This window comes from Archangium sp., from assembly GCF_036388035.1.
In the GTDB taxonomy this organism is placed as follows: Bacteria; Myxococcota; Myxococcia; order Myxococcales; family Myxococcaceae; genus Archangium.
This window is the reverse complement of the sequence record NZ_DASVSO010000633.1, coordinates 1-24,644: the sequence shown is the minus strand read 5'-3', so window position 1 is coordinate 24,644 and position 24,644 is coordinate 1. Positions and strand designations below refer to the sequence as shown.

Genomic DNA, 24,644 nt, shown 5'->3' with positions numbered 1-24,644 from the left:
GGAGTAGCTGGAGCTCATCCGAGGGAAAGCAGCCATGGCACAGACCGAAGACACTTCAGAGGCGGGGGCACATGGCGATTGCCAGATTCCGCTCGGCTACGACGGGGTGGTGAGGATCCGGGCGGTGCCGCGCATCGTCCTCTCGCCGCAGAAGCAGACCCAGCCCCCCCTGCAGAACCTCGACGCCTGGGAAGTCGTGGTGGGCGGCAGCTGCGAGAACGTGGCGGGCCTCCCGCCATGCCGGCTCGAGTGGATCGTCACCAGTGACTGCCTCGACGAGAGGAGGATCCCGCACCCGCGCGAGACCTGCCTCGTCCCCAGTGGGAAGCGCTTCGCGGTGCGCGAGAAGGACGGGGACGGCTCCAAGGCGCTGCGGCTCTCCGCCTTCGAGCTCGGGCTCATTGGCAAGGGCCGCCTGGGCTTCCGGATCGAGCCGGCGCTCTCCGGCAACGAGCCCGTCGAGGTGCTACCTGGGGATGCCCGGGCCATTCCCTACGAGCTGGAGGCGAACATCGGCTTCAGCGTCGCGCCCGCGGAGCTGACGAGTGGCTGGGTGCCCGACTGGCTCGAGTTGGCGTTGCACAGCAACCGGGTTGGCACCCTGATGCAGCTCACGCCGAGCTTCTCGAAGCTCTTCGCCGGGCTGCTCGCGACGTTGGAGATCTTCCCCGCGGGCCCGCAGCCGGACAAGGACGCGACCGTCCGCATCGAGTGGGAGATTGGCGACCCCAACGCGACCTCGCTGCTGCTATGGAAGATAGGTTTCACCTCGGTCCGCGGGGCGCAAGGCGAGCTGCTGAATGACCGCCTCGCGGTGCTAGGCGAGAATGAGCCCCCCTCCGAGACGGTGGCGTTCCACTACAAGCTCACGGTGGCGCGCAAGCCTCCTCCCCCCGCCGAGGGGAAAGGCAAGAACGCGAAGAAACCGGCCAGCCCGGCGTCTGGGCCAGCCCTCCGAGCGGTCCCTCGGCTCGCGCTCGAGGTCCCCAGGCCCCGCCTGAAGACGTTCGAGGTGCTGCTCGACAAGGGCAAGCTGAGCGTCCAGGGCAGCTTCGAGGGCTTCAGCGACTCGGTTGCGCTCGACATGGTCCTGAAGCCCTACGTCCGGTTGGTGGCTGGAGAGGCGATGGAGCTCCAGGAGCTGGACAACTACTTCCGGAGCATGCTCCAGAGCGTCCTCCTGCAGGCCAGCGTTCCTCGCGACTACCAGGGGCGCCAGTTGCTCGCGGTGTGCTCGCCGCTCGACGTCGACTCGCGGTTGTCGGCGCTCGACTTCGTGGGGCTCACGAGTACGAAGAACGCGTTCCAGCACGAGCTGCTCGACTTGAAGAGTCTCCCGCGGGAGTACGTGGCGGCCCTCAAGGAGATCCCCGGGCTGCAGGTGTTCGCCGTGCTGAAGATCGCGCCGGGATTGATTGGCAAGGAGGTGCCCTTCGGGACCCTCGTGGACTACGAGGCGAGCGAGCCCGGCATCCCCGGAGGCTATGCGCCGTTCCACAACGGTACGTTCATGTCCAAGGAGTTCGCCTCGGGGGTCTGCACCTCGAACACGGTGGACCTGTCCGGCCACGCCGCCGAGCTCCACACGCCCCTGCCCACCATTCCTCCCGAGCTTCAGGAAGACTTCGAGATCTTCGTCGCCACGATCTGGGGCGAGGCCATCTCGGAGAGCGATGAGTCGTGGAAGGCCGTTGCCCACACCATCATGAACCGGGTCGCTCGCAACTTCGAGACCTGGAAGAGATGCCTCTCCCCGACGGAGGTCATCCAGAAAACGGGGTTCGACGCCTACAACAAGGAGCTCTATCTCAAAGCCCGCGAGCACATGAAGGCGCCTGCTACCGCGGCGTTCAAGGACCGAGACAAGCTGCAGCGGCTCGTCACGCTCGTCACTCCCATCTTCATGCGCCAGGCCGGCGACGGCGAGGGCGTCGTCTACTACTACAGCCCGAGGGCACAGGCCGCGCTCGCGGCGAAAGAGGCCAAAGAGGGCAAGCCCCCCCGCCCCCTCATTCCTCCTTTCGTCAACCAAGGCGGAAACGGGGCGCTGGTTCGTGTCACCGAGCAGGTTCTTGGCGACGGCTGGAAGAGGGATGACTTCGAGTTCTACGCCTTCCAGAACCCCAACAAGGTCCCCTGGCTGACGGAGGAGGAGATCGCGAAGGAACGGCAGAAGCGCAAGGCGGCTCAAGGCCGATAACGGGAAGCCCCCCGGCCGCGCGAGCCGCGCCCCGGGGGCTTCCCCACCGGAGCGAAGCGCGGCAGGATTCGTTCAAGCCCCCCTCGAGGAGCAGGAAGCAACCATGGCGCGCTCGAAACCCAAGGCAACGGAATCGGAGAAGAAGCGAGTCACCGTCTCCCGCGAGAAGCTCGCGACCGCGGGCCTGAAGGCCCAGACCGAAACCTGGGTCAAGATCGTCGTCAAGAAGCGGCTGTTCATCTTCTCCGCCTGAGGACGTCGCGGGACCGACCTACAGGTCTTCCTCTTCGTCGCTGTCGGAGTCGTCGCTCTCGGACTCACCGTCCTGGGACTCGTCGCTGTCATCCAGGTCCGGGAAGAAGATCTTGCACGTGCCTTCGGCGATATCCTGGATGATCGCCTGACCCTGGGCATCGAGCGTGCCCTCGCGCACCTCTCCGTTGGGGAGCACCACGCGGTAGCGGACGTCGCCGATCGGCGTGCCATCCTCGTCCACGAGCTCGAAGGCCACCCAGGACAGCTCTTCCTCCTTCTGCTCGTCCGCCGCCTTCTGCTCGTCCGCCTCCTTCTCCTCTTTCGCCGTCTGCTCCTCGGGCGCGCTGCTGTCCACCGCCATGCTGTCGGGCAGGAGGGGAACCGGGGCGGGGGCACCGCCGCCCGCCGACCCAGGCCCACCGCCTGAGCGGACGCGGGGCGCCCCGAGCGGCAGGGCCATCAGCTCGCCGTCGCGAAACGCCCTCGCCAGGCGGTGCCTGATCTGCTCCGATCGGTCTGGCCGTTGGTGGAGCAAGAGGTCGCTCCCGCCCATGCCGGTCACGGCCTCGTACAACTCGAGACAGATCCTTCTGCTGGAAATGGAGGAGAGCCAGCGATCCAGCTCGGCCACGATCAAGAGCCCGGGAACGCACGGGCGACCCTCTTCCGTGGCCCGGCTGAGCCGCCTGACGACCAGGAAATCCTGAAGCGGCCCTCGGAGACGCCACCCGGGCTGGGAAGCGCCAGGGTCCTGCGAGGAATCATCGTCCTGGGAGGATGGGTCCGAACTCTCAGCCATTGGAACCCTGGATACTATGTCAGTTCGCGCTCGGGATTCACCCCCGTTGGCGCGGGGTCTCGAGCCCACACGAGCGAGCAGGTTGCCTCACCCCATACCGGAGCGTCCCATGACAACCCCCACACAACCACAGCAGACATTCTGGGCGGAGCGCGTCGCCCTGGTCCGCCGATACGACGAGATGGAGTCCCGCCTCACGGCGTCCGTCAGCGAGCGGATGCTCGACCTCGCCTGCCTTCGGCCGGGAATGAGGGTGCTCGATGTGGCCTCGGGCACGGGCGAGCCCTCCCTGCGCGCCGCGCACCGGGTGGGCCCCTCCGGCTTCGTCCTGGGAACGGACCTGGTCGACGGCATGCTGGAGACCGCACGGGAGAAGGCACGCGCCCAGGCCCTCTCGAACATCGAGTTTCGTGCCGCGGACGCGGAGACGCTCGAGGTGCCGGAGCAGTCCTTCGATGTGGCGACCGTGCGCTGGGGGTTGATGGCCATGCCCCGGCCCGAGCGTGCGCTGGAGCGGATATGGCGAGCGCTCCGTCCCTCCGGCCTCCTGGTGTGCGCCTGCTGGGGAGGGCCGGACCAGGTCGAGTACGCGTCGCTGCCACGCAGGAGCGTGGCCCGCTTCTGTCAGCTTCCCGCCATCGACGCCGATGTCCCGGGCGTGTTCCGCTTCTCCGACCCCGAGCGCCTGCGCCCGGTGTTGACGCGCACCGGGTTCGCGATGGAGCACGTCGAGTCCATGCATGTCCCCGTGATGGAGGCGCGAGATGGTGCGGGAGTCGCACGCTGGATTCGCGATTTCGCGGGCCCCCTGGCGAAGCTCGTGGAGGAGCTGCCACCGGAGGCGCAGCGGGCCTGGGAGGAGGAGGTGACCCGCGAGTGCGAGCGCTATCGAACGGGCGACAAGGTCCTGCTCGGTGGGGTGACGTGGCTCGCCGTGGCGAGGAGGACAGACTCCAGCCCCTGATCGTTGAACAAACCGGAATCTATGAAAAACCAGATGGTCTCCCTGGATTACAATTGTCAGACCAAGGGGATCGCCATCCACGAGCTGGGCCACGCGCTCGGGCTGCAGCACGAGCAGAACCGCTGCGACCGGGACAGCGCCATCTGGTATATGACGCCAACATCCTGCCGGACTGGCGGCCTCAGTTCGCCCTGCAATGCTCGGGCTACAGTCTGGTGGCCGAGTACGACGAGAGCTCGGTGATGCACTACCAATACGACTCCGCCTCGGCGAATGGCAATTGGACGATGGAGTCCAAGCGCGGTCGCACCTATGAGATGGGGAGCGGCATGTACACCAACCACGAAATGAGCTGGAACGACGTGTACAGCGTGCAGTGGATGTACGGGGGCAACTACGGCAAGACCGCGGCCGGAGGGCCCTACACGCTTCGCACCGGACCGGGCAGTGGTTATGCGTCGGCCGGTACCCTGGCCGGAAATACGCGCATCACCATCGTGTGCCAGACCACTGGAACCAGCGCCAGCGGCCCCTGGGGTTCCACCAACGTGTGGAACAAGTTGAGCAACGGCACCTGGATCACCGACGCGGTGGTGTTCACCGGGACGACCGGCAAGTACGTCTCGGCGCGCTGTCCGTAAAACCTCGTGAGGTTCGTCCCTGGCGGGGACGTGAGTGGGGTTCGCATGTCAGACGTCGCCCTGTTTCAAACACGCGCCTCGTTGCGAAAGGATGTCGAGCGCCTGGGCATCCGCCCAGGTGACTCGGTCATGGTCCACGCGGCGATGAGCCGGGTCGGGCGATTGCTGAATGGTCCCGACGCCTTGATTGGCGCGATCCTCGACGCCTCGAGTCCCGGCGGGACGGTCCTCGCCTATACCGACTGGGACGCCCGCTACGATGAGCTGTTGGATGAGGAGGGACGCGTGCCCGAGGAGTGGCGGGCCCATGTGCCGCCATTCGACCCGGCTGCTTCGCGGGCCATCCGAGACAACGGCGTGCTGGCCGAGTTCATCCGCACCTGGCCCGGCGCCCGAAGGAGTGGCAACCCGGGCGCCTCGGTGGCCGCGATCGGCGCGAAGGCGGATTGGATGACGGCCGATCATCCGCTGGACTACGGGTATGGCGAAGGTTCGCCCCTGGCGAAGTTGGTGGCCGCCAGCGGCAAGGTCTTGATGGTGGGCGCGCCGCTCGACACCCTGACCTTGCTGCACCACGCGGAGCATCTGGCGCGGCTCCCGGGCAAGCGCGTTCGCCGCTACGAGGTGCCCTTCGCCACCGCTGAAGGCACCCGGTGGCGCATGGTCGAGGAGTTCGAGACCTCGCTTCCGATCGTTCCCGGTCTCGAGGACGACTACTTCGCGACCCTCGTCACCGAGTTCCTCGCCACGGGTCAGGGCGCGCGGGGACTGGTCGGAGACGCGCCCAGCACCCTGGTGGACGCCGCGGCCATCACCGCGTTCGCGGTCGACTGGCTGGAGCGACGCTTCGGCTGAGTTCCAGGATTCGACGGCTCGGGGGGAGTCCTCCTACGCTCCCCCCTCCATGAGCACGTCCACTCCCCTTCCGTCCACGCCCGTCGGTACGCACGCCATCGTCTATGGCGGCAGCATGTCCGGGCTGATGTCCGCGGGCATGTTGGCCCGCCACTTCGAGCGCGTCACCCTGGTGGAGCGCGATCCCTTCCCGAACGGACCCATGCCGCGCAAGGGTGTCCCCCAGGCGCAGCACATCCATGGCCTGCTCACGCGCGGAATGGACATCCTCGCCGACATCCTCCCGGGCATCCGGGAGGACCTGGAGGCCGCCGGAGGGGAGTTCCTGGACGTGGTCGAGTCCGTCGCCTCGTTCGGGGCCGGCACCTGGCGCCCACGGTTTCGCAGTGGTGTGAGCGCCGCCTCCCTGAGCCGGTTGCTGCTTGAGTGGGTGGTCCGCCAGCGGCTCCAGGCCCTCACGAACGTGCGCATCCTCGATGGCCGGGAAGCGGTGGGCTTGAAGACGAGCGGGGACCGGACGCGCGTCACGGGGCTTCAGCTCCAGGCGCCGGGCGGCGGGCAGGAGGAGACGCTCGAGGCCGACCTGGTGGTGGACGCCAGCGGCCGTGGCTCGCGCACGCCGCAGTGGCTGGAGGCGCTGGGTTACCCCCGGGTCGAGGAAACGCGCATCCATGTGAATGTGGGTTACGCCAGTCGCCTCTACCAGAAGCCGCGGGGCTTCGAGCCCGGGTGGCGCTCCCTGGCCATCTCTCCCAAGCTGCCGAAGGAGCGGCGGATTGGCATCATCCAGGACATCGAGGACGACCGCTGGCTGGTGCTGCTGGGCGGCTGGCTGGGCGATGCCCCCTCGACGGCGGACGACGCGGCGTTCCTCGAGTTCGCCCGTGGCCTGCCCCAACCGCACCTGTACGAGGCCATCAAGAACGCCGAGCCGCTCGGGCCCATCCACCTCTACCGCTTCCCACATAACCAGCGCCGCCACTACGAGCGCATGCCCCGCTTCCCTGAAGGGCTGGCGGTGGTGGGGGATGCCTTCTGCTCGTTCAACCCCATCTACGGCCAGGGCATGAGCACGGGCGCGATGCAGGCCGAGGCGCTGGGCGAGTGCCTGCGCCAGGGAGCGCGCGGGGCCTCGGATCGCTACCGTCGGCGGGCGGGACAGATCCTCGAGGGGCCCTGGACCCTCGCGACGGCCGGAGACCTGGGCTTCCCCGAGGTGGAGGGCAAGCGCCCGCCGGGGTTCGGCCTGATGAGCTGGTACGGCAACCGGTTCCAGCAGCTCGCGGGCTACGACGAGGAGGCGATGACGACCTTCGCGCGGGTGCAGCACATGATCGATTCACCCGCCGCCATGCTCTCCCCGCGCATGGTGCTCAAGGTGCTCACCGTCCGGCCCGACAAGGCCGCCCAGACCCCGGGGCCCAAGCCGCTCGCCGCCTCCGCCACACGAGCGGCCTGAGCGAGCAGCCAGAGGGCTAGCCCGCGCGCCGCTGGTCCCGCGGGAGCTCGATGACCTCGGCCGAGCCGGTGCTCACGCGGGGAGGACTGCCCACGCGCAGGCGGAGCAGGAGCCTGGCGCTCGGCAGGAGGAACAGCACGGCGCCCACGCCCGCGAAGCCGAGCGGCGCCAGCAGGGGCGGTGCCACCGAGAAGGCCCCCTCGAGGCTCCCGGCCGTGTACTGCCCCTGGAGCTCCTCGAACAGCGCGCGGAGGTGGACGACCGTGCCCACGAGGCCGATGACGACGCCCGCGCCTCCGACGAGGCGCGCCGTCCACGCGAACAGCGCGCGGGAGCGCGGGATGCAGACGAGCGTCATCAGCACGAAGCCGACGACGCCGTAGACCACCGGGACCGCTTGCAGCCGGTTGTCGAAGTCCTTCCCGGCCCAGTGGGCGATGGCGGCATCGAAGGCGAGCGCGACGAGGCCAGGGGCGAGGGCGAGCGCGACGGCCCTGCGGGAGTGGCGCCGGGCCCAGAGCAGAAGTCTACCGAGCATGAGCCCCCAGGATAGAACGGCGGGGGGCCCCACCGCGAGCGGCCCGGGGGCAGGCGAAGGAGGCCGGGCCTGTGCGAGACTGGCACGCCATGAGACAGCCCGTCCTTTCCCTCTCCCTCGGTCTCTGTGTCCTGTCCCTCGTCCTCGTGACGCCCGCCCGGGCGGAGGAGGAGCTGCTGCTGGGGTCGGGCACCGAGGCCCCTCGGGCCCAGCTCATCGGGTGGTCCAAGGATGAGCGGCGCTTCGCGTTCCGCGTCTTCGAGCGCGACGAGCCCTTCGTGCCGGGCATGGCGGAAGAGGACACGACGGCGGACCCCTCGCGAGGGAAGGACGGGTTCTGCAAGGGGTACATGGACCACCAGGGCAAGCCGTTCCACGGCTCGTTGGCACTGCGCGTCTTCGAGCAGGGCAAGAAGGTGGTGGTCCTGCCCATCCAGGAGCAGGAGAAGTGCACCCCCCCGAAGAAGGCGGCACAGCGGCTCGCCGAGGCGAAGAAGACGCTGGCCGGACTGGGCATCGACCTCCAGAGCACCGGGCGGGAGTGGAGCCCCAAGGAGGGCGCGATGCGTCTGGAAGTGAAGGAGGGCACGCGGCCCCCCTTCACCCTGGAGCTCCTCGACGATACGGAGGACATCGACAACGAGGATGAGGGCACCTCCCGCTACAAGGGCAAGCTGCAGCTGCTCCTGCACGAGGGGGGCAAGAAGCAGGTGCTCTGGTCGAAGGCTTTCGACAAAGAGCATACGAACGACGACTACTTCGTGTCCGTGCCGAACGTGGCCGTGTCTCCCTCGGGGCGCCGGGTGGTGGTGCTCAACCGCACGTACGAGGCCAGCACGCGGCAGATGTCCAATACCCTGACGGTGGTGGCCATCCTGGACGTGCCCGAGGCCGCCACCGCGAAGGCGGAGTAGGCAATGACGGGGGCCTCCTGGGTGGTGGTGCTGGCGGTGCTCGCGGCGCCCCCCCTCTTCGAGCAGGGCGTCCGGCCACTGCGTGACGTGACGCCTCCGGCCGAGGTGGGCTCGCTCTCCGCCAGGGCCTGTGGCGAGTGCCATGAGGCCGAGTACCGGCAGTGGGCCGGCTCGCGCCATGCCAGCGCCTTCACCAATCCGCTCTTCACCGCGTCCCACCGCCGCGCTCCCCAGGCGTGGTGCGTGAACTGTCATACGCCCCTGCCCGAGCAGCGGCGCGCGCTGCGGGAGGAGGGCGTCAACTGCGCCGCCTGTCACGTCCGCGGGGGCGAGGTGCTGACGGCGCGAGAGCCGGACCCCGCGGCCCTGTCCGCGCACCCGGTGCGGCGGGAGCCGAAGCTCGCGACGGCGGAGTTCTGTGGCGGCTGCCACCAGTTCAACGTCCCCGTCCACGGCGCGCGCCCGTTCCAGTACAGCACCACCCCCATGCAGGAGACATTGTCCGAGTGGGCCTCCTCCGCCGCCGCCGCGCGAGGCGTCACCTGCCAGGGCTGCCATATGCCCGAGGGGCGTCACACCTTTCCCGGCGTGCACTCGCCGGGGCTGGTGGCCGGAGCGCTCTCCGTCTCCTTCTCCTGGGAGGGGGAGCGACTCGTCGCCGAGGTACGGGCCCGGGACGTGGGCCACCGCGTGCCCTCGGGAGACCCCTTCCGCCGCCTGCGCCTGCGGCTGTGCCAGGAGCCGTCCTGCGCGGCCCCGCTCGCCACCCGCCTCCTGATGCGCCGCTTCGACATGCGGCCGGAGGGTTGGGTGCTCGCCGCGGATACGACGGTGCCGGTGGAGACGGCGTCCACCCAGCCAGTACGCCGCCTGGAGTTTCCCCTCACGAGGCCCCTGCCCCGGGTGCTGCACTGGCGGCTGGACTACCTGCTCGCCGAGTCGGCGCTGGAGGGGCACGTCGCACCGGAGGAGCTGTGCCTCCCGTTGCACGAGGGCACCGTGTCCACAGGCGAGGACTAGGAACGCGTTGGTGCCCAGATGGCGCCGTGGGCCTCCGGCACGTCCGAGGATGCTTCCGCCGTATAGAAGTAGGCCGCGACCGCGGCTCGACCGCGTCCCTCGGGGCACTCCAGCGGGGCTGGATGGCCATGCCAGTGGTCATCCCCGTGAGCCATCACGACCAGCCGATCGAGGAGTGGAGCGATTCGCGTCTCGCACCTGGAGAGGTCGGCATTCCACAGCTCGAGGTCCCCACCCCAGGCGGGTTGCCAATCAGGGTTCAGGTAGTAGAGGACGGTGAGCCGCCGCGAGAGCGCACGGAAGCGATCGCGATTGAAGTCCGCGTGAAGCGCCAGATGGCCCCCACGCAGCGTGAGGTGCAGCCCGGCGCCCCGGAAATGCGGATCCGCGATGAGCCCTTGAACTCCGGTGAGTGTCTCCAGGAAATCGAGGAACGACATGCTCGAGAACTCCGAGAGCAGGTGTCGCAGCGCTCCATGCACGCCTTCGAATGCCATGCGCTGAAGCTGTCCCAGGCGCGCCGCCTGTTCCTGGTAATCGCGTCGCTTCCAGCTGGCCTCGGATGCGCCCGGGAAGACCCCTGCCAGTCCGGAGGCAAGTCGCTCTCCCAGGAAGCCATCGATGACGACGTGAGGATAGGGCCGTGCGGCGCCGTAGGTGTCCCGATGGGCCAGCGCGAGCGAGCGGAGCGCCGTCCGGGAGAGGAAAAAGCTCGGACCCACCAAAGGGCCTTCTTCGAGGGTTGCGACACTCACCGGGCATCTCCGCCGAGGTTGCTGGCCTTCGATGATGCCATGAGACCCATGGGTTCACCCGTCCAGGTCGACTCGCGTTCGCGTTCGCGTCCCGCGTGTCGAGTTCTTTGACACCTTACGCGACACCTTACGCCGCGGTGCCAGGTACTCCGCCTCGGCGCCGCCCAGCGCGGTGAATTCAGCCGCCAGGAAGTCGATGAGCGCGCGGACCGAGGGAAGCAGCCCTCGACGGGACGGAAAGAGCGCGTGGACGATCCCGCTCCTCGGCACCCAATGGGGCAAGGCATCCACCAGCTTGCCCTCGAGCAGGTCCTTGCGCACCATCATCGTGGGGAGCTGCACCACGCCGACGCCATGCAGGGCCGCCGCGCGCAGAGCCGCCATGTCGTCGGTCACCATGCGGGGCTCGTGACGGATGAGGGCCGTCGCGCCATCGGGCCCCTCCAGGCACCAGGAGTGCTCGTGCGGCGATGCCCCGCAGGCCAGGCTCGGCAGGCCGTTCAGTGCAGTGGGGACCAGCGGACGTGCTCGGCCTTCGAGCAGCTTCGGGCTCGCCACCAGCCGCTGCGCGCTGTCCGCCAGGGTCTTCATGACCAGGTCGCTCTCCTCGAGCGGCGGAAATCCCACCCGGATCGCGACGTCGAAGCCCTCCTGGACCACATCCACCCGCCGGTTGCTGCTCTCGAGCTGGACCTGCACGAGCGGGTTCGCGGCCATGAACCGCGCCAGCATCTCGGCGACATGGAAATGAAGCAGTGCCACGGGGCAGATCAGACGCACGCGCCCTCGGGGTTCTGAACGCGTGCGGTCGATGGCCTCCTGGGCTGCGTCCGCCTCGACCAGGACGGCGATGCAGTGGCGGTAGTACACCCGTCCGATCTCGGTCACCGAAAACCGGCGGGTGGAGCGCTGGATGAGACGGACACCCAGCCTGTCCTCCAACAGGCCAATCCGGCGGCTGAGCTTGGATCTCTGCATCCCGAGCGCCCGGCCCGCCGCGGCGAAGCCGCCATGCTCGACCACCTGGGCGAAAAAGAAGAGGTCATTGAGGTCCTGCACCCCACGGATTGTCCGATGGGTAGGACACTGCGGGCAAATTCAGGGCTAACAGGCCGACCGGCCTCCACCCCATCTTCCGGGTCAACGCGACAGGCCCCGCCCTCTTCGGCGGAGCTCCGAGCGCCGTACCCCATCCGCCGCCATGACGGCGGACCATCCGGAGGAAAAGACATGAGCAAGCCCTACACCCGTCTCGACAGGGAGAATGCCGCGGTACTGCTGGTGGACCATCAGGCGGGCCTGCTGTCACTGGTCCGCGATTTCGAGCCGGACCAGTTCAAGAACAACGTGCTGGCCCTGGCCGACCTCGCGGCCTACTTCAAGCTCCCGACCATCCTGACGACCAGCTTCGAGAACGGCCCCAACGGCCCGCTGATGCCGGAGCTGAAGGAGAAGTTCCCGCAGGCGCCCTTCATCCCGCGACCCGGGCAGATCAACGCCTGGGACAACGAGGACTTTGTCAAGGCGGTGAAGGCCACCGGACGCAAGCAGCTCATCATCGCGGGCATCGTGACCGAGGTCTGCGTCGCCTTCGTGGCGCTGTCGGCCCTCGCGGAGGGTTTCGAGGTGTTCGTCGTGACCGATGCCTCCGGCACGTTCAACGAGGTCACGCGCCACACGGCGTGGGACCGGATGGCCGCGGCGGGCGCACAACCCATGACGTGGTTCGCCCTCGCCTGTGAGCTGCACCGCGACTGGCGCCGTGACGTCGAGGGTCTGGGCACGCTGTTCTCCAACCACATCCCCGACTACCGCAACCTGATGACCAGCTACAGCATGTTCAAGGCAGCCAATCCCCTGCCGAAGTCCGTGCCCTGATGGCACTCCGCCCAGCCCCTTCCTCGAGAGGGGGCTGGGCGTCGCTGGCGCCCTCCCGCCAGGCCGCCCTCCACCCAAGGTGCTGGCCGAGTAAGCCACCGACCAGGCGTTCATCCCCATGTTCATCAGCGAAGCGCGAGTCCTGTGGGACGCTTCACGTCTGCCATATGCGGTTGCCCACCGCTCCTCCGTGGTTCAGCTGGCGCAACGCTGGCGACCCGGGAGCGGGGCCGTCCAGCCTGCTGCTTCGGGATTTGCCCATGTCATCGCCACAGCTGCCCTGCATCCACCGCGCCGTACCTCTCGTGCTGCTCCTCCTCGCCCTGTTCACCCCGGTCCACTTCGCGGCCGCTCAAGGGCAGGCGTTCAACGACGCTGGCAGCATCTCCACCCAGCACCCCGACTGGATGCGCGGGCTTGCCGACACCACTTCTCTCGCGGCGATCTCCTTGCCCGGGACCCATCAAACCATGGCCAGTACGGTCGCAGGGGATGACAGGGGCATGGTGAGCCTCTTGGTCCTGGGCCAGAGCCTGGGGCTCCGCGCCCAGCTCGACGCCGGCATCCGTGTCCTGGATATCCGCGTCCGCCATTTCGGGAACGGCTTCATCCTCCAGCGCGGCGCCTACTACCTCGGTACCAATTTCGATGACGTCCTGGGGATCTCGGTGCAATTTCTCCAGCAGCATCCTTCCGAAACCATCCTGATGCGCCTCAAGCAGGAATACGAATCGAACAGCACCACCCGGTCCTTCGCCGACACCTTCGAGGCCTACCGTCAACAGGCTGCCTACACCCAGTTCATCTGGGACGGCACCACCCTTCCCACCCTGCAGCAGGTGCGAGGCAAGATTGTCATTCTCGATGACTTCAGCGGGGGCGTGTATGGCATCAGATGGGGGGCTCTCGACATCCAGGATGAGGATATTGACACCGACACCGACATCGACGCCAAGTGGACCCTGGTGCGAGACCAGCTCGCGCGGGCCAACGCGAGTGACTCCAGCAAGCTGTATGTCAATTTCGCAAGTGCCGACTGTTCCAGCTACGCGTGGGATTGTGCCACTGAGCACAATCCCAAGTTGATTGCCAGCCATTTGAATCCCGCCATCCTCAACCATCTGGCCGGAGGCCATGTTCAGCACACGGGCGTGCTGATGATGGATTTCCCGGGAGCGGGGTTGATCGATGCCATCATCGCCCGCAACTTCCAGCCCACCGCCGAGCACTTCCGTACCGGGGACTACAATGGAGATGGGCGCACGGACGAGTCCTGGTACTCGCCACGAACCAACGAGTTCATCGTGATGCTGTCCAACGGACAGGGCGGCTTCACCCCGACACGCAACAACACCTCCGCCTGGGGAAAGTGGTCCGACGCCCGGTTCTTCAGCACGGGAGACTACAACGGGGATAGACGCACGGACTGGTCCTGGTACGCGCCACGGACCAACGAGTTCATCGTGATGCTGTCCAATGGCCAGGGCGGCTTCACCCCCGTGTACAACTATACCTATGCCTCCTTGGGAGACTGGTCCGACGCCCGGTTCTTCAGCACGGGGGACTACAACGGGGATGGTCGCACGGACTGGTCCTGGTACGCGCCGTGGAGCCGCGACTTCATCGTCATGCTGTCCAATGGCCAGGGCGGCTTCTCCCCCGTGTACAACTACACCTACGCCTCCTTGGGAGATTGGTCCGGGGCCCGGTTCTTCAGCACCGGGGACTACAACGGAGATAGACGCACGGACTGGTCCTGGTACGCGCCGTGGAACCAGAACTTCATCGTGATGCTGTCCAATGGCAAGGGCGGCTTCACCCCCGTGTACAACTATACGTATGCCTCCTTTGAAGACTGGTCCAAGGCCCGGTTCTTCAACACGGGGGACTACAACGCGGATGGCCGCACGGACTGGTCCTGGTACGCGTCCTGGAACCAGAACTTCATCGTGATGACTTCCAATGGCCAGGGCGGCTTCACCCCCGTGTACACACCGTGGAATTTCCCGGGGATGCCTTGAAAGCCAGGGAGAGCGACTCACCCCTGGCAAAGCTCGAACCCGAAGCCCGGGGGCGCGCGGCAGAGACCGTTGCCGCGCTAGCTTCCCCCGGTGTCACACCCGCAGCCCTGGAGGAACGATGAGCGGAAGCACCGATTTCGATCTCATGAGCGAGAGCTTCTTCACCAACCCCTTCCCCACGTTCGAGCGGTTGCGCACCCAGGCGCCCGTCTATTTCTTCGAGCCCTTCCAGTGCTTCATCCTCACGCGCGGCGCGGATATCGAGACGCTCACCAAGAGCCCTCGCTTCTCCTCGCGGCGCGCGAACGAGCTGCTGGGGGGACTCGGGCTGCTGGGAGAGGATGAGGCGTCAAAGGAGATGCTCGCGGTCTGGTCACGGCTCGTCTTCTTCCAGGATCCGCCTCGCCACACGCTGCTCCGTCAGCTCGTCATGAAGGGCTTCACGCCCGCGGCGCTCGAGCACTTCCGGCCCCAGGTCGCATCGCTCGTGGAGCGGGGCCTGGAGAAGGCACGGCGCCAGGGAGAGATGGATGTCGTCGCGGACTTCGCGGAGCCCATCGCCATCAACGCCATCGCCGAGCTGTTCGCGCTCCCCGAGGCGGATCGGCCGCAGTTCATGCGCTGGGCGAGGGACCTGCTCAAGCCCGCGGCCTCGGCGGTCGGCACGGACGATGTGCGCACCTCCGTGCGGCGCACCTCCAATGACATGGTGGCCTACCTGAAGGCGCTCGTCGAGAAGCGCCGTGCGGCGCCCGGGGAGGATCTCGTCAGCCAGCTCATCGCGGGGGAGGAGGGCAATCCCCAGCTCGCGGGCGAGGCCATCATCCAGTCCTTCCAGATGATCGGCGCGGGCTTCGTCACGTCGACGAACCAGATCTCCAACACGGTCCTCGCGCTCCTGAATCACCCCGAGCAGCTGCGCGCGTTGAGGCAGGACCCCGAACTCCTCCGGGGTGCCATCGAGGAGAGCCTGCGCCATGAGCCGGCCGTCCTGTCCATCAACCGGCTGTGCGTGGAGGACACGGAGCTCGGCGGCACGCGCATTCCCAAGGGGCGCTTCGTCCACGCGCTGGTCGCCGCGGCCAATCGCGACCCCGAGCTGTTCCCCGATCCGGCTCGCTTCGACATCACCCGGACGCCCAACCGGCATCTGACCTTCGGGGTCGGCGCTCACTACTGCCCGGGGGCCTCCCTCGTTCGGCTCGAGGTCGAGGAGTCCCTGCGCGCCCTGCTCACGCTGCCGCGCTGGGAGCTGGCTGGCACGCCCTACAACTACCGGGGTTCGAACCTCCAGGATCGCGGGCCCAGCTCGCTGCACGTGCGCTTCCCGAGGAGCTGAGCGCCATCGTTCGCGGCGCTCCGGGCGTTACGGAGGGCCGTGGTTCTGGACACGCGAGTTCAGCTCCACCGCGGTGGCGTAGATCTGCGCCCAGGCCCGGAACTTGATGCGGCTGCCCAGGCCCTTCTGGTCGTTGGCGAAGTGGAAGAGGTCCTCGCGGAAGAGGGCATCGGCGGCCTTGCGCGCCTCGGGCGCGAGCGGCGTGCCCTTCTTCGCGTAGTAGCGAAGCAGGTCGTAGCCATAGTCGTGCGTCTTGGCCGCAGGGTCGAACTCCTTGTCCGGGCCCACCTTCCCCGGGGCGGAGGCGGAGCCGTGCGGGTCCTGCATCCGCTGGCCATGCTTCGTCTGGATGGTGAAGGGCTTGTAGCCCATGACCTTCTCGAAGTCGGCCGGGGGCGGGCGGGCACCGGTGAGGTACTCCCGCATCAGCGTGCCGTGGTTGCCCACGGGCGCGGCTCCCACCTTCGCCGTGCGCTGCAGCGCGGTGGCCGCGCCGGTGAACGTGTCCTGCTGGTGGGGACGCGTCTGGGCGACGGTGTTGGACGGCGCCTCGGCCGGCGTCTCCGGAGTGGAGTTGACCGGGCGGCGAGGCGAGACTGGGGAATTGCGGACGATCATGGGAACCTGGGGGAACGCTTCCTCTCAAGTTATCGGAGTTTGTCGTACGGGAGTTGCGTACCTGTGGATGACGCGCCGCGTGATGCGGGGAGAACTCAGTGGGAACGGACCTTTATCGCGATGGGATGGCCCGGCTGGAAGCGGGAGACGTGGAGGAGGGGCGCCGGCTGCTGGAGGAGGCCCTCCGGGAGGCGCCGGGGGACGTGAGGGCGATGCACGGGCTGGCGCTCGCGCTGGACCTCGCGGGAGAGCGTGACCGGGCGCTGGAGCTGCTGGAGTTCGCGCATGCCCGCGCGCCGTCCGAGCCGGCACCGGCATGCGACCTGGCGATGTCACTGCTGGAGCGGGGCGAGGACGCACGGGCGGAGCAGGTGCTGGCGCCCGTACTGGGCGCGCATCCAAGCCACGCCCGCGCGAACCTCTACGTCGCCATGGCCCTGGCGAAGACGAACCCGGCCCGCGCGCGCGCTCATGTGGCGAAGGTGCCGCGGGACGCGGACCCGGAGCTGCGGCGGGAGGCGGAGGCCCTGGACCGGGTGCTGGCGGAGCATGCGCCTTCCACCTGACCGCGACCGTGCTTTGGGGGGCGGCTGGCTCCCCTTCGAAACCGTCTGCTCAGCCACTCCCCTACTCCCCATGTCCGTCTCCCCGCCTGTCCTCGAGCTCGCCGAGCCCCCTCCACTCGCCAGGGAGTTGCTGCGCGCCGCCATGGCCCGCCGCCCCGCGCGCCCCGGGGAGGTGCCTCGACTCGAGGTGCGCGTGAATCACCTCACGCCGGACCCGCGACAACTCGCACGCTACCGCGAGGTGTGCGGCTTCCCCGAGCGCGGTGACCTGCCGCTGCCCTTTCCCCAGGTGCTCGCCGCGCCGCTCCACCTCGCGTTATTCAATCGCCCCGAGTTCCCCTACCGGCTGCTGGGGATGATCCACGTGCGCAACCTCATCCGCCAGTACCGCCGGCTCCCGGCGGGCGCCGCGCTCTCCGTGCGCGTGTGGCTGGAGGGGCAGCGCGAGGTACGGCAGGGGCGCGAGCTGGACCTGCACACCTTCGTGGAGCAGGACGGAGTGCGCGTGTGGAGCGCCGTCACCACCATGCTGCGCCGCCTGCCCGGCACCGGCGAGCGTCCGCGCGACGAGCGCCCAGCCGGCGCCACGGCTCCCGCGCTCGAGGAGGATCCAATCTTCGCCCACAGCCACCCCGCGCCCTGGAAGGTGCCCGAGGACACCGGCCGGCGCTACGCGCGTGCTTCCGGGGATTACAACCCCATCCACCTGTACGGCCTCACGGCGAGGCCCTTCGGATTCCCGCGCGCCATCGCGCACGGCATGTGGACGGTGGGCCGCTGCGTGGCGGAGCTGGGCGAGGCGGCGGAGGCCCCCGCGCTCACCCTCTCCTCGGAGTTCCGCCGTCCGCTGCTGTTGCCCTCGCGGGTGGTGTTCCAGACAGCGGCGTTGGAGGCCGGCGAAGTCGCCTACCGCGTGAGGTCCGAGGAAGGCCCACTTCACGTCATGGGCCGACTGACCCTCGGGACGTAGCCCCTTCAGTTCACGCTCACCGCGGACCAGGCGGCGGCCACGGCGCTGACCTCGGGACTGCCCGCGCCATAGAGGTCCGACGCGGCACTGAGGGTGGCCGCGCGCGCCCCCGCGTAGTGGGTGGACGAGGTCATGTACACCGTGAGGGCGCGGTACCAGATCTTCCCCGCCTTGAGCCGGCCGATGCCCCCGTGCGACGAGCCATCGCAAGTGGGGCTCGCCGGGCCACCGGCCGGGTTGGAGCCCTCGGCCAGCAGGTAGAAGAAGTGGTTGGCCACGCCACTGGAGTAGTGCACGTCGAGCGACGCGAGGCTGGAGGACCAGCAGTCCGGCGACTTGCCGTCCAGGGAGGGCTGGTGCATGTAGCGCAGCGCGTCCCCCGGCCTGCCTGGGGTGTAGATGGTCTCGCCGATGAGGTAGTCGCCCGGGTCCTGCGCGGTGTTGGCGTAGTACTCCACCAGGGAGCCGAAGATGTCGCTGGTGGCCTCGTTGAGCCCGCCGGACTCGCCCTCGTACGTGAGCCCCGCCGTCTGGCTGGTGATGCCGTGGGTCATCTCGTGGCCCGCGACGTCCAGCGAGGTGAGCGGGGCGAGGATGTTGCCGTCCCCATCCCCATACGTCATGCAGAAGCAGAGGTCGTACCAGAAGGCGTTGTTGTACTTGTCGCCGTAGTGCACGCGGCTGTAGCCCATGCGGCCCGCGCCATCGATGCCGTCGCGGCCATGGACCGCGCGGTAATAGTCATACGTCGTCTGCTGGCCGAAGTGCGCATCCACCGCGGCGGACTGGCGGTTGCCCGCGGTGCCGTCTCCCCAGACGTTGTCGGAGTCCGTGAAGGTGGTTCCGGGCACCAGGAGCGGGGGCAGCGGAAGCGTGTCGCCCACGACCGGGACCGAGCCGAGGTTATTCATGTCCGTCGTGTAGAAGCCCCCGCCGCGCGTCGTGTCGCGCAGCGCGTAGCCCCCGAGCAGCGCGGAGTCCGTGGCAAGGGACACCTGCCCGGAGTAGAGCGAGGCGCCCGAGCCCACCGCCGCGGTCGTGTGGACGGCGTCCCATTTGCCCCGGATGGCGCCCGTGGTGGCGTCCACCAGCACGTGCAGCTCGGAGGGCGTCTGGTCCGGCTGGTAGCCGTCGAGCACCACCTCGTAGGCGAGCGCGGGCTCGTGGCCCTGGCGCGCGTCCACCACCAGCTTCGCGGTGCGCGGCCCACTCAGCGTCCCGACGAAGGCCGACCGGGCGCGCTGTGCGGCCCCGAAGGCATCCAGCGTGGGACGGCTCGCCACGGACGCGAGCGAGGGCTGGCCCGCCAGACTGAAGCCGCGCGCATCCGCGTCCCCGCGCTGGTGGACGACCAGGTCGCCACCCAGGACACGCAGGCCCTGCCAGGTCCGCTCGAGCCGGACATGCGCCGTGCCGTCGTCATCCACCAGCACCGTGCGCGCGGACAGCGCCTCGGGAGCCGTGACCCCCAGCTTCGCGCCCTCGAGCAGCACCCGCGAGACCGCGCGCTGGACGACCGCCGTGCGCTCCGGGCCCGCGGACAGCTCGCGCGTGGAGGTGACACGGGTGCTGCCCGAATCGCCACAGCCCCACAGGGTCAACGTGACGAATGCCGCGGGAAGGATGCGCTTCATCGGATTCACTCCTGGAATGAGGGGGCGGAGCCCTCGGACAAAACAAAACAGGACACCCTGAATATTGGCGCCAATAGGAAATCCTGGATCGACCGCGAGTAATTTTTTCCGCGTGGCTCTCCGTGGTGGGCACGCGTGGACTCACCTCCAGGCCCGGCCACCGGAGAACCGATGGAGATGGGCCGGTTCAAGGACGGCAGGACCGAGGCGTGTGAGGCGACAGCTGCCCAAAAAGGAGTCTGTCCCCTATTCTCCGAAGACCATGGCGACGAAGCCTCGAGAGTTGCAGCCCATCGACGCATATCTGGCGAGCGTGGAGGACCCGGCGGCGAGGAAGACGCTGGAGGCGCTGCGCATGCAGCTCCGGAAGCTGCTCCCAGGAGCGGTGGAGACCCTCAGCTACCGGATGCCCACCTTCAAGGTCGACGGGAACGCCGTGGCCGGCTTCGCGTTCTTCAAGCACCACTGTGGCTACTACCCCTTCAGCGGCGGCGTCGTGCCAGCGCTGAAGTCAGAGCTGGCCGGCTACTCCGTGTCGAAGAGCGGCGTCACCTTCCCGCCAAACAGGCCGCTGCCGGTGAAGCTGGTGAAGGCGTTGGTGCAGGCGCGGCTCGCGGAGATTGCCGCGAAGGGGAAGAAGACCACGGCCGCCAGGAAGAAGGCGCTCATCACCGAGCGCGTGACCGACGGCGCCGTGAAAGAAGCCACCGGGCGTGACTGGAAGGTGTGGATGCGCGCGCTGGACGCCGCGGGGGCGAGCGCGCTGAACCACAAGCAGCTCGTCGCGCACCTGGCCCGTGAGGTGGAGTCGAGCTGGTGGCAGCAGTCCATCGCGGTGGCGTACGAGCAGGCTCGCGGCAAGCGGGTGGTCGGCGAGACGGCCGACACAGGCTTCCAGGTGGGCGTGGTGCGTACGCTGCCGATGAGCGCACCCGAGCTGTGGGAGCTGCTCACGCAGCAGGCGGAGCGCTGGCTCGGCGCTGGCGCGAAGCTGGAGCTCGAGCCGGGCAAGGGCTTCGAGGTCCCCAAGCGTCGCGGAGCGCCCGGCGTGCGCGGAGAAATCCGGGTGGTGAAGCCCGGGCAGCGCGTGCGCATGACGTGGCAGCCAGACGGCTGGAAGAAGCCAGCGACGCTGCAGCTCACGCTGGTGCCCAAGGCACGGGGCGCCTCCTTCCACGTACACATGGAGAAGCTGCCGGACGCGGAGACTCGAGAGGAGATGCGCGAGCACTGGTCGAAGGTGCTCGGGAGCCTCGCGAAGGATTGATCGGCCGTACGATGCAGGGCGTGGGTCCAACGAGCCACGCGGCGAGCGCGGATTGCTATCAGGAGCGACCTACCCATGACATCTTTCCAGGACACAGGGGGCTATTCGCCCTCCTCCACTGGCTCGGAGCCTGCGTCCCTGGACTCCTCGAGCGCAACCGCTCGCTTGTGCCCGTACGAGGTGCCTGACACCTTCCCCGGGAACACTGACAACGGTTCATTGAGGCGTGGCTGACGAGAAGCGTCGGAGAGCCCCGCGGGTGGGCTACTCTTCGGCGCCTCGCTGGCCCTGAAAGGTCTCACATGGCGCAAGATCCGCTCGTCACCACCGCCTGGCTGCAAGAGCAGCTCGGGAACCCTGACGTGAAGGTCGTCGACGGCACCTGGTTCATGCCCGCCGACCAGCGCGACCCCAGACGCGAATACGCCCTGGCCCATATCCCCGGCGCGGTGTTCTTCGACATCGACGAGATCGCCGATACCGACAGCCACTTGCCGCACATGTTGCCCTCCCCCGCCAGGTTCGCCTCATGTGTCCAGGCGCTGGGGCTCGGTGACGGCGTGCGGATCGTCGTCTACGACGCGAAGGGCGTGCATTCGGCCGCGCGGGTGTGGTGGACCTTCCGAGTCATGGGCCACGAGAACGTAGGGGTGTTGGACGGCGGCCTGCCCAAGTGGATCGCCGAGGGACGTCCCCTCGAAAAGGGCGAGCCTGTTCCGCAGGAGCGCCCCTTCTCGCCGCGCTTCACCGCCGAGCTGGTGCGCGACAAGGAGCAGGTCCTGCGCGCGCTCACGAGCGGCCGCGAACAACTGGTCGACGCCCGCCCCGCCAACCGCTTCACCGGCGAGGCCCCCGAGCCGCGTGCCGGACTGCGGGGCGGCCACATGCCGGGCGCGCGCAGCGTCCCCTCCTCCCGCGTCATCGCACCCGACGGTACGATGCTGCCGACCGACAAGCTGGCTCAGGTGTTCGAGGCGGCGGGCGTGGACCTCGAGCGACCCATCGTGACGACCTGCGGCTCGGGGATAACAGCGTCGATCCTGGCCCTGGCCCTCGCTCGCCTCGGCCGGACGCGCACGGCGGTCTACGACGGCTCCTGGACGGAATGGGGCGGGTTGGCCGACACGCCGATCGTCACCGGCCCGGCATGAGCACGTATAGAAGTGGAGCCTCGCGCGAGTGCCCCAAGGAGTATCTGAGCGGCTTCCCTGAAAGCCAGACGGCTCGCTTCCGGTGATCTGGTACCCGCACCTGAACTTCTGACCTTTCGTGGTTGCTGTGCTGTACGAACCCTCTGTACGAATCCTCTGATGACACCTTCCGCAAAGCCCTTCTCCCAGAGGCAGACTCGGCAGGGAGTGTCAGGGAGTGTCAAACGACTCGTAGGAGGCGAGGTGTCGAAACGAGTCCTTTGACACCTTCCCGATGGCACCAGGACGGTCATTCGGGCGGGTCGGGCAACCCGCTCCAATCGATCGCATCGAACAGGCGGCGAAGCGTCTCGCCCCGGTGTGGGTTGAGGTGCTCCACCCACGCCACCTTCCCCTGAAGGTGCTCCCGGAAGTGCTCGATTCCCCTCGACTGGCTGGCGGGACCGTGCCGCACGCAATTGTGCAGGGTCGCCTTCAGGGCGTCGAACTCGTCCCGCGCCACGTTTGGGCCCTGGTTGACCACAATCCCCGTCACAGATTGCCGGCTCGCCGCTCGCATGACCCGCGTCTTGTGAGGGTTCAACGAGAAGCCTTCCTCGCGGGCGATGTCTCCCACCCGCCGCTCCAGTCGCCCCGCCGCCCCCGCCAGCTTCCGGTCCCCCGAGAACGTCAGGTCATCGGCATAGCGCGAGTAGGTCACCCCCAGGGAGCGCGCGAGTTCCTCCAGCCGGACATCCAGGTGGAAGGCGCACAGGTTCGCCAGCGCGGGCGAGGTCGGCGCTCCCTGCGGCAGGTGGGACTCGGCCAAGCGCCGCCGGAGGTGGAAGAGCGCCTCGGCTTCCCGCGCGTTCGTCGGGCGCGGAGCCTCGCGCAGGACGGACAGCGGCACCCGGTTGGTACACAGCCCCATCAACGTCCGTGACACCTCCTCCGGGTAGCCCGTGGCCCGGAAGACTCCGAACGCCCGAGCGGGGTGGACCTCCGCGAAGAAGGCCCGCAGGTCGAAGTGGAGGACGGTCTCCTGGCCCGCATGGAGCCTCGCGTGGGTCAGGACAGAGCGCCCCTGTCTGAATCCATGTGCCGCTGGGTGCGGAGGAATCGTGTCGAGGATGTCCTGGAGGATGCGCCGCTGCAGCGACTTGAGGCGGCTCTTGGGTGCTTCCAGCAAGCGCGCTCCTCCCGACCGCTTGGGCACCCAGGCATAGCGGTAGTTCTGGAGCCGCGGCTCGCGCGTCGTGTGCTCCAGCCCCTTCCGGTCCGCCCACCCGTCGAGCTGCTCGTCGAAGACGCCAAGCCACTCCGAGACGTCCCCCAGGGTGTTCAAGCGGCGCACGGGCCAGCGCGGCTCCCGCATCTCCGGCACGTCCAGGTACCAGCGCCGAAGTCTCGCGGTGATCCATTTCCGGGCCCAGACATCCTGGAAGGCCTCGTGCGCGAAGATGAAGCGCGCCAGCACGTCCCTCGCATCCCAGGGAGGGCTCGGGAACGCGGCGAGCACGTCCTGGACGAGGTGGCGCAGCCACAGGCCACTGCCTCCAAGCGCATCCGCCGCCCGGAAGAGCAGCTCGCTCCGCCGCCACCCTCCCGCGAGCAATGCGCTGGCGAGCCCCCTCGCGATGTCCCGGCGTGCCTCACCCATGTGACAGGCTCGAAAAGGTGCGGCGGCGGGAGGTCCCAACGTGTCTCGTGTTGCAGGGGCTGAGCTGCGCGCCAGCGCACTGTGGCCCCTGCGGTGTGGTGCTCCTCACTTCGATTCACCCCCGGGGTAGCCCCGGAGGAGGCCTCCCGCCAAAGCGGTTGGACCCACGCGCTTGGGACACCGCCGCCGCACACGTCGGACAATAGTCTACGAAAAGAAAGCCGGCCAAGCACTGGCACTCCTGGTGTCAGGGAAGTTGACGTTTGGAGTCACATCCAGGAACACTACTTCCTGAGAAACCCGATCGCATCCTCCGGATGCACCTGCTGGGATGGGGGCTTGGGTTCGGGGCGGACAAGGGGCTCAAGGCCTCGGGCAGGCGGGAAGGCCCGCGAGGAGCACGCAAGGACGAGCAGAAGAAGCCCGAGTCGAGCGGGGACGAGGTGGAGCAGGTGGGGCCGTATCAGTTCCAGGAGCAGGTGCCGCAAGACGAGTACAGCCACGGAAAGCTCTACCGGGCCACGCACGAAACGAGCGGGGCACCGGCCCTGGTGCTCAAACCCGCCGCCGAGGACGAGCAGGGCTCGGTGCCGCTGACCGACTGGCGGGTCCGACTCAGTTCCTCGGCTTCCCCCAAGTACGTCGCCCTGGAGGTGGAGCACACCCCATGGTCCGTTGCCCCCGACAGGCAATCGGTGGAGTCACTGGTGTGCACCTTCGAGGATGTGCGCGAGGCAGTAGGGAGCATGGACCAAGCCCTCCACGCTCCCCCTGTACGGCAGGCCTCGAGGTGGAGGTGTCCGGCGCCTGCTGGCTTCCGATTGAGAAACGCCCCTGTCCACCGCAAACCGTGGCCTACCAGAGCCAATGCCTTCTGCCCGTCGCGGTGCCGCGCCCTCCTGTCACCAGTCTGGACGGTGGCGACGGCTCCGAGCCCCGCTGAGGCGTCGCATCCTGGCCCCGTACGAGGTGCCTGACCCTTCCCCGGCCCAGTTCACTTCTACGTGCGTAGAAGCGGATTACCACCGGTCCGTTTCACTTCTACGCGCGTAGAAGCGGATTCGACCCACCCGGGTTCACTTCTACGCGCGGAGAAGCGGATTACCACCGGTCCGTTTCACTTCTACGCGCGTAGAAGCGGATTACCACCGGTCCGTTTCA

The 24,644-nt window shown here is 68.2% G+C and carries 23 protein-coding genes; 16 read left to right on the top strand and 7 right to left on the bottom strand.

The window, feature by feature from the left end; translation table 11 throughout:
* Nucleotides 1-34: 34 nt before the first annotated feature.
* Both VF697_RS26000 and VF697_RS25995 read left to right on the top strand, forming a co-directional pair.
* Complete coding sequence (locus VF697_RS26000; RefSeq protein WP_331099410.1) at nt 35-2,200, top strand: hypothetical protein; 2,166 nt, start codon at nt 35-37, stop codon at nt 2,198-2,200.
* A gap of 103 nt (nt 2,201-2,303) precedes the next feature.
* The gene (locus tag VF697_RS25995; RefSeq protein WP_331099409.1) at nt 2,304-2,453 is read left to right on the top strand and encodes a hypothetical protein; all 150 of its coding nucleotides are present in this window, start codon (nt 2,304-2,306) and stop codon (nt 2,451-2,453) included.
* 18 nt (nt 2,454-2,471) lie between these two features.
* Here VF697_RS25995 and VF697_RS25990 read toward each other — a convergent pair whose 3' ends face one another.
* Complete coding sequence (locus VF697_RS25990) at nt 2,472-2,915, bottom strand: hypothetical protein (protein ID WP_331099408.1); 444 nt, start codon at nt 2,913-2,915, stop codon at nt 2,472-2,474.
* A gap of 448 nt (nt 2,916-3,363) precedes the next feature.
* Here VF697_RS25990 and VF697_RS25985 point away from each other — a divergent pair, with 448 nt between their 5' ends.
* The 5 genes from VF697_RS25985 to VF697_RS25970 are packed head-to-tail and all read left to right on the top strand — an operon-like array spanning nt 3,364 to nt 7,173.
* On the top strand, nt 3,364-4,218 hold the full coding sequence (locus tag VF697_RS25985) for a class I SAM-dependent methyltransferase (protein ID WP_331099407.1): 855 nt from the start codon (nt 3,364-3,366) through the stop codon (nt 4,216-4,218).
* Between the two features lie 21 nt (nt 4,219-4,239).
* Complete coding sequence (locus tag VF697_RS43575; protein WP_414641341.1) at nt 4,240-4,461, top strand: M12 family metallopeptidase; 222 nt, start codon at nt 4,240-4,242, stop codon at nt 4,459-4,461.
* Nucleotides 4,434-4,859, top strand: coding sequence for a hypothetical protein (locus tag VF697_RS25980; protein WP_331099406.1), 426 nt, complete (start codon nt 4,434-4,436; stop codon nt 4,857-4,859). Before VF697_RS43575 ends, VF697_RS25980 begins: the two co-directional genes overlap by 28 nt.
* A gap of 45 nt (nt 4,860-4,904) precedes the next feature.
* The gene (gene aac(3) / locus VF697_RS25975; RefSeq protein ID WP_331099405.1) at nt 4,905-5,714 is read left to right on the top strand and encodes an aminoglycoside 3-N-acetyltransferase; all 810 of its coding nucleotides are present in this window, start codon (nt 4,905-4,907) and stop codon (nt 5,712-5,714) included.
* Between the two features lie 49 nt (nt 5,715-5,763).
* Nucleotides 5,764-7,173, top strand: a complete 1,410-nt coding sequence (locus tag VF697_RS25970) for an FAD-dependent oxidoreductase (RefSeq protein WP_331099404.1) — start codon at nt 5,764-5,766, stop codon at nt 7,171-7,173.
* 16 nt (nt 7,174-7,189) lie between these two features.
* Here the strand turns inward: VF697_RS25970 and VF697_RS25965 are convergent, their stop codons facing one another.
* Entirely contained in the window at nt 7,190-7,711 is a 522-nt protein-coding gene (locus VF697_RS25965; protein ID WP_331099403.1) for a hypothetical protein, read from the bottom strand.
* 89 nt (nt 7,712-7,800) lie between these two features.
* Here VF697_RS25965 and VF697_RS25960 point away from each other — a divergent pair, with 89 nt between their 5' ends.
* Nucleotides 7,801-8,625: a hypothetical protein gene (locus tag VF697_RS25960; RefSeq protein ID WP_331099402.1), complete on the top strand. Its 825-nt coding sequence runs from the start codon at nt 7,801-7,803 to the stop codon at nt 8,623-8,625.
* 3 nt (nt 8,626-8,628) lie between these two features.
* Complete coding sequence (locus tag VF697_RS25955) at nt 8,629-9,645, top strand: multiheme c-type cytochrome (RefSeq protein ID WP_331099401.1); 1,017 nt, start codon at nt 8,629-8,631, stop codon at nt 9,643-9,645.
* Here VF697_RS25955 and VF697_RS25950 read toward each other — a convergent pair.
* Together VF697_RS25950 and VF697_RS25945 are read right to left on the bottom strand one after the other, a co-directional pair.
* On the bottom strand, nt 9,642-10,400 hold the full coding sequence (locus VF697_RS25950) for a 2OG-Fe(II) oxygenase (RefSeq protein WP_331099400.1): 759 nt from the start codon (nt 10,398-10,400) through the stop codon (nt 9,642-9,644). The two genes, VF697_RS25955 and VF697_RS25950, sit on opposite strands and share 4 nt — an antisense overlap.
* Before the next feature lie 54 nt (nt 10,401-10,454).
* Complete coding sequence (locus tag VF697_RS25945) at nt 10,455-11,459, bottom strand: LysR family transcriptional regulator (RefSeq protein ID WP_331099399.1); 1,005 nt, start codon at nt 11,457-11,459, stop codon at nt 10,455-10,457.
* Between the two features lie 171 nt (nt 11,460-11,630).
* On the opposite strand from VF697_RS25945, the gene ycaC reads away from it, so the two are divergent.
* The 3 genes from ycaC (at nt 11,631) to VF697_RS25930 (ending at nt 15,638) form a co-directional block, all read left to right on the top strand.
* Entirely contained in the window at nt 11,631-12,278 is a 648-nt protein-coding gene (ycaC, locus tag VF697_RS25940) for an isochorismate family cysteine hydrolase YcaC (RefSeq protein ID WP_331099398.1), read from the top strand.
* Nucleotides 12,279-12,538: 260 nt separating this feature from the next.
* Nucleotides 12,539-14,299 (top strand): phosphatidylinositol-specific phospholipase C domain-containing protein, encoded by a 1,761-nt coding sequence (locus tag VF697_RS25935; protein WP_331099397.1) that lies wholly within the window; start codon nt 12,539-12,541, stop codon nt 14,297-14,299.
* A gap of 118 nt (nt 14,300-14,417) precedes the next feature.
* Complete coding sequence (locus VF697_RS25930) at nt 14,418-15,638, top strand: cytochrome P450 (RefSeq protein ID WP_331099396.1); 1,221 nt, start codon at nt 14,418-14,420, stop codon at nt 15,636-15,638.
* Between the two features lie 27 nt (nt 15,639-15,665).
* On the opposite strand, the gene VF697_RS25925 is transcribed toward VF697_RS25930, so the two are convergent.
* Nucleotides 15,666-16,256 carry a hypothetical protein gene (locus VF697_RS25925; protein ID WP_331099395.1) on the bottom strand — a complete coding sequence of 197 codons (591 nt, stop codon included), beginning with the start codon at nt 16,254-16,256 and terminating at the stop codon, nt 15,666-15,668.
* 98 nt (nt 16,257-16,354) lie between these two features.
* Here VF697_RS25925 and VF697_RS25920 point away from each other — a divergent pair, with 98 nt between their 5' ends.
* The gene (locus VF697_RS25920; protein ID WP_331099394.1) at nt 16,355-16,822 is read left to right on the top strand and encodes a tetratricopeptide repeat protein; all 468 of its coding nucleotides are present in this window, start codon (nt 16,355-16,357) and stop codon (nt 16,820-16,822) included.
* A gap of 70 nt (nt 16,823-16,892) precedes the next feature.
* The gene (locus VF697_RS25915) at nt 16,893-17,792 is read left to right on the top strand and encodes a MaoC/PaaZ C-terminal domain-containing protein (RefSeq protein WP_331099393.1); all 900 of its coding nucleotides are present in this window, start codon (nt 16,893-16,895) and stop codon (nt 17,790-17,792) included.
* 5 nt (nt 17,793-17,797) lie between these two features.
* Here the strand turns inward: VF697_RS25915 and VF697_RS25910 are convergent, their stop codons facing one another.
* Entirely contained in the window at nt 17,798-19,426 is a 1,629-nt protein-coding gene (locus VF697_RS25910; protein ID WP_331099392.1) for a M4 family metallopeptidase, read from the bottom strand.
* A 262-nt stretch (nt 19,427-19,688) separates the two neighbouring features.
* Between VF697_RS25910 and VF697_RS25905 the strand changes: the two genes are divergently transcribed.
* A complete protein-coding gene (locus tag VF697_RS25905) occupies nt 19,689-20,693 on the top strand; it encodes an SRPBCC domain-containing protein (protein WP_331099391.1) in 1,005 nt (334 codons plus the stop codon).
* A 302-nt stretch (nt 20,694-20,995) separates the two neighbouring features.
* Nucleotides 20,996-21,844 (top strand): 3-mercaptopyruvate sulfurtransferase, encoded by an 849-nt coding sequence (gene sseA / locus VF697_RS25900; protein ID WP_331099390.1) that lies wholly within the window; start codon nt 20,996-20,998, stop codon nt 21,842-21,844.
* Nucleotides 21,845-22,133: 289 nt separating this feature from the next.
* Here the strand turns inward: sseA and VF697_RS25895 are convergent, their stop codons facing one another.
* Nucleotides 22,134-23,483, bottom strand: coding sequence for a reverse transcriptase family protein (locus tag VF697_RS25895; RefSeq protein ID WP_331099389.1), 1,350 nt, complete (start codon nt 23,481-23,483; stop codon nt 22,134-22,136).
* Nucleotides 23,484-24,644 lie beyond the last annotated feature (1,161 nt).

Bases quoted from the DNA above. Each gene is read 5' to 3' on its own strand.
- VF697_RS25965 (WP_331099403.1), bottom strand. From the start codon at position 7,711: ATGCTCGGTAGACTTCTGCTCTGGGCCCGGCGCCACTCCCGCAGGGCC.
- VF697_RS25960 (WP_331099402.1), top strand. From the start codon at position 7,801: ATGAGACAGCCCGTCCTTTCCCTCTCCCTCGGTCTCTGTGTCCTGTCC.
- sseA (WP_331099390.1), top strand. From the start codon at position 20,996: ATGGCGCAAGATCCGCTCGTCACCACCGCCTGGCTGCAAGAGCAGCTC.
- ycaC (WP_331099398.1), top strand. From the start codon at position 11,631: ATGAGCAAGCCCTACACCCGTCTCGACAGGGAGAATGCCGCGGTACTG.
- VF697_RS25955 (WP_331099401.1), top strand. From the start codon at position 8,629: ATGACGGGGGCCTCCTGGGTGGTGGTGCTGGCGGTGCTCGCGGCGCCC.
- VF697_RS43575 (WP_414641341.1), top strand. From the start codon at position 4,240: ATGAAAAACCAGATGGTCTCCCTGGATTACAATTGTCAGACCAAGGGG.
- VF697_RS25985 (WP_331099407.1), top strand. From the start codon at position 3,364: ATGACAACCCCCACACAACCACAGCAGACATTCTGGGCGGAGCGCGTC.
- VF697_RS25935 (WP_331099397.1), top strand. From the start codon at position 12,539: ATGTCATCGCCACAGCTGCCCTGCATCCACCGCGCCGTACCTCTCGTG.
- VF697_RS25910 (WP_331099392.1), bottom strand. From the start codon at position 19,426: ATGAAGCGCATCCTTCCCGCGGCATTCGTCACGTTGACCCTGTGGGGC.
- VF697_RS25905 (WP_331099391.1), top strand. From the start codon at position 19,689: ATGGCGACGAAGCCTCGAGAGTTGCAGCCCATCGACGCATATCTGGCG.
- VF697_RS25925 (WP_331099395.1), bottom strand. From the start codon at position 16,256: ATGATCGTCCGCAATTCCCCAGTCTCGCCTCGCCGCCCGGTCAACTCC.
- VF697_RS25915 (WP_331099393.1), top strand. From the start codon at position 16,893: ATGTCCGTCTCCCCGCCTGTCCTCGAGCTCGCCGAGCCCCCTCCACTC.
- VF697_RS26000 (WP_331099410.1), top strand. From the start codon at position 35: ATGGCACAGACCGAAGACACTTCAGAGGCGGGGGCACATGGCGATTGC.
- VF697_RS25990 (WP_331099408.1), bottom strand. From the start codon at position 2,915: ATGGCCCTGCCGCTCGGGGCGCCCCGCGTCCGCTCAGGCGGTGGGCCT.
- VF697_RS25895 (WP_331099389.1), bottom strand. From the start codon at position 23,483: ATGGGTGAGGCACGCCGGGACATCGCGAGGGGGCTCGCCAGCGCATTG.
- VF697_RS25995 (WP_331099409.1), top strand. From the start codon at position 2,304: ATGGCGCGCTCGAAACCCAAGGCAACGGAATCGGAGAAGAAGCGAGTC.
- VF697_RS25970 (WP_331099404.1), top strand. From the start codon at position 5,764: ATGAGCACGTCCACTCCCCTTCCGTCCACGCCCGTCGGTACGCACGCC.
- VF697_RS25930 (WP_331099396.1), top strand. From the start codon at position 14,418: ATGAGCGGAAGCACCGATTTCGATCTCATGAGCGAGAGCTTCTTCACC.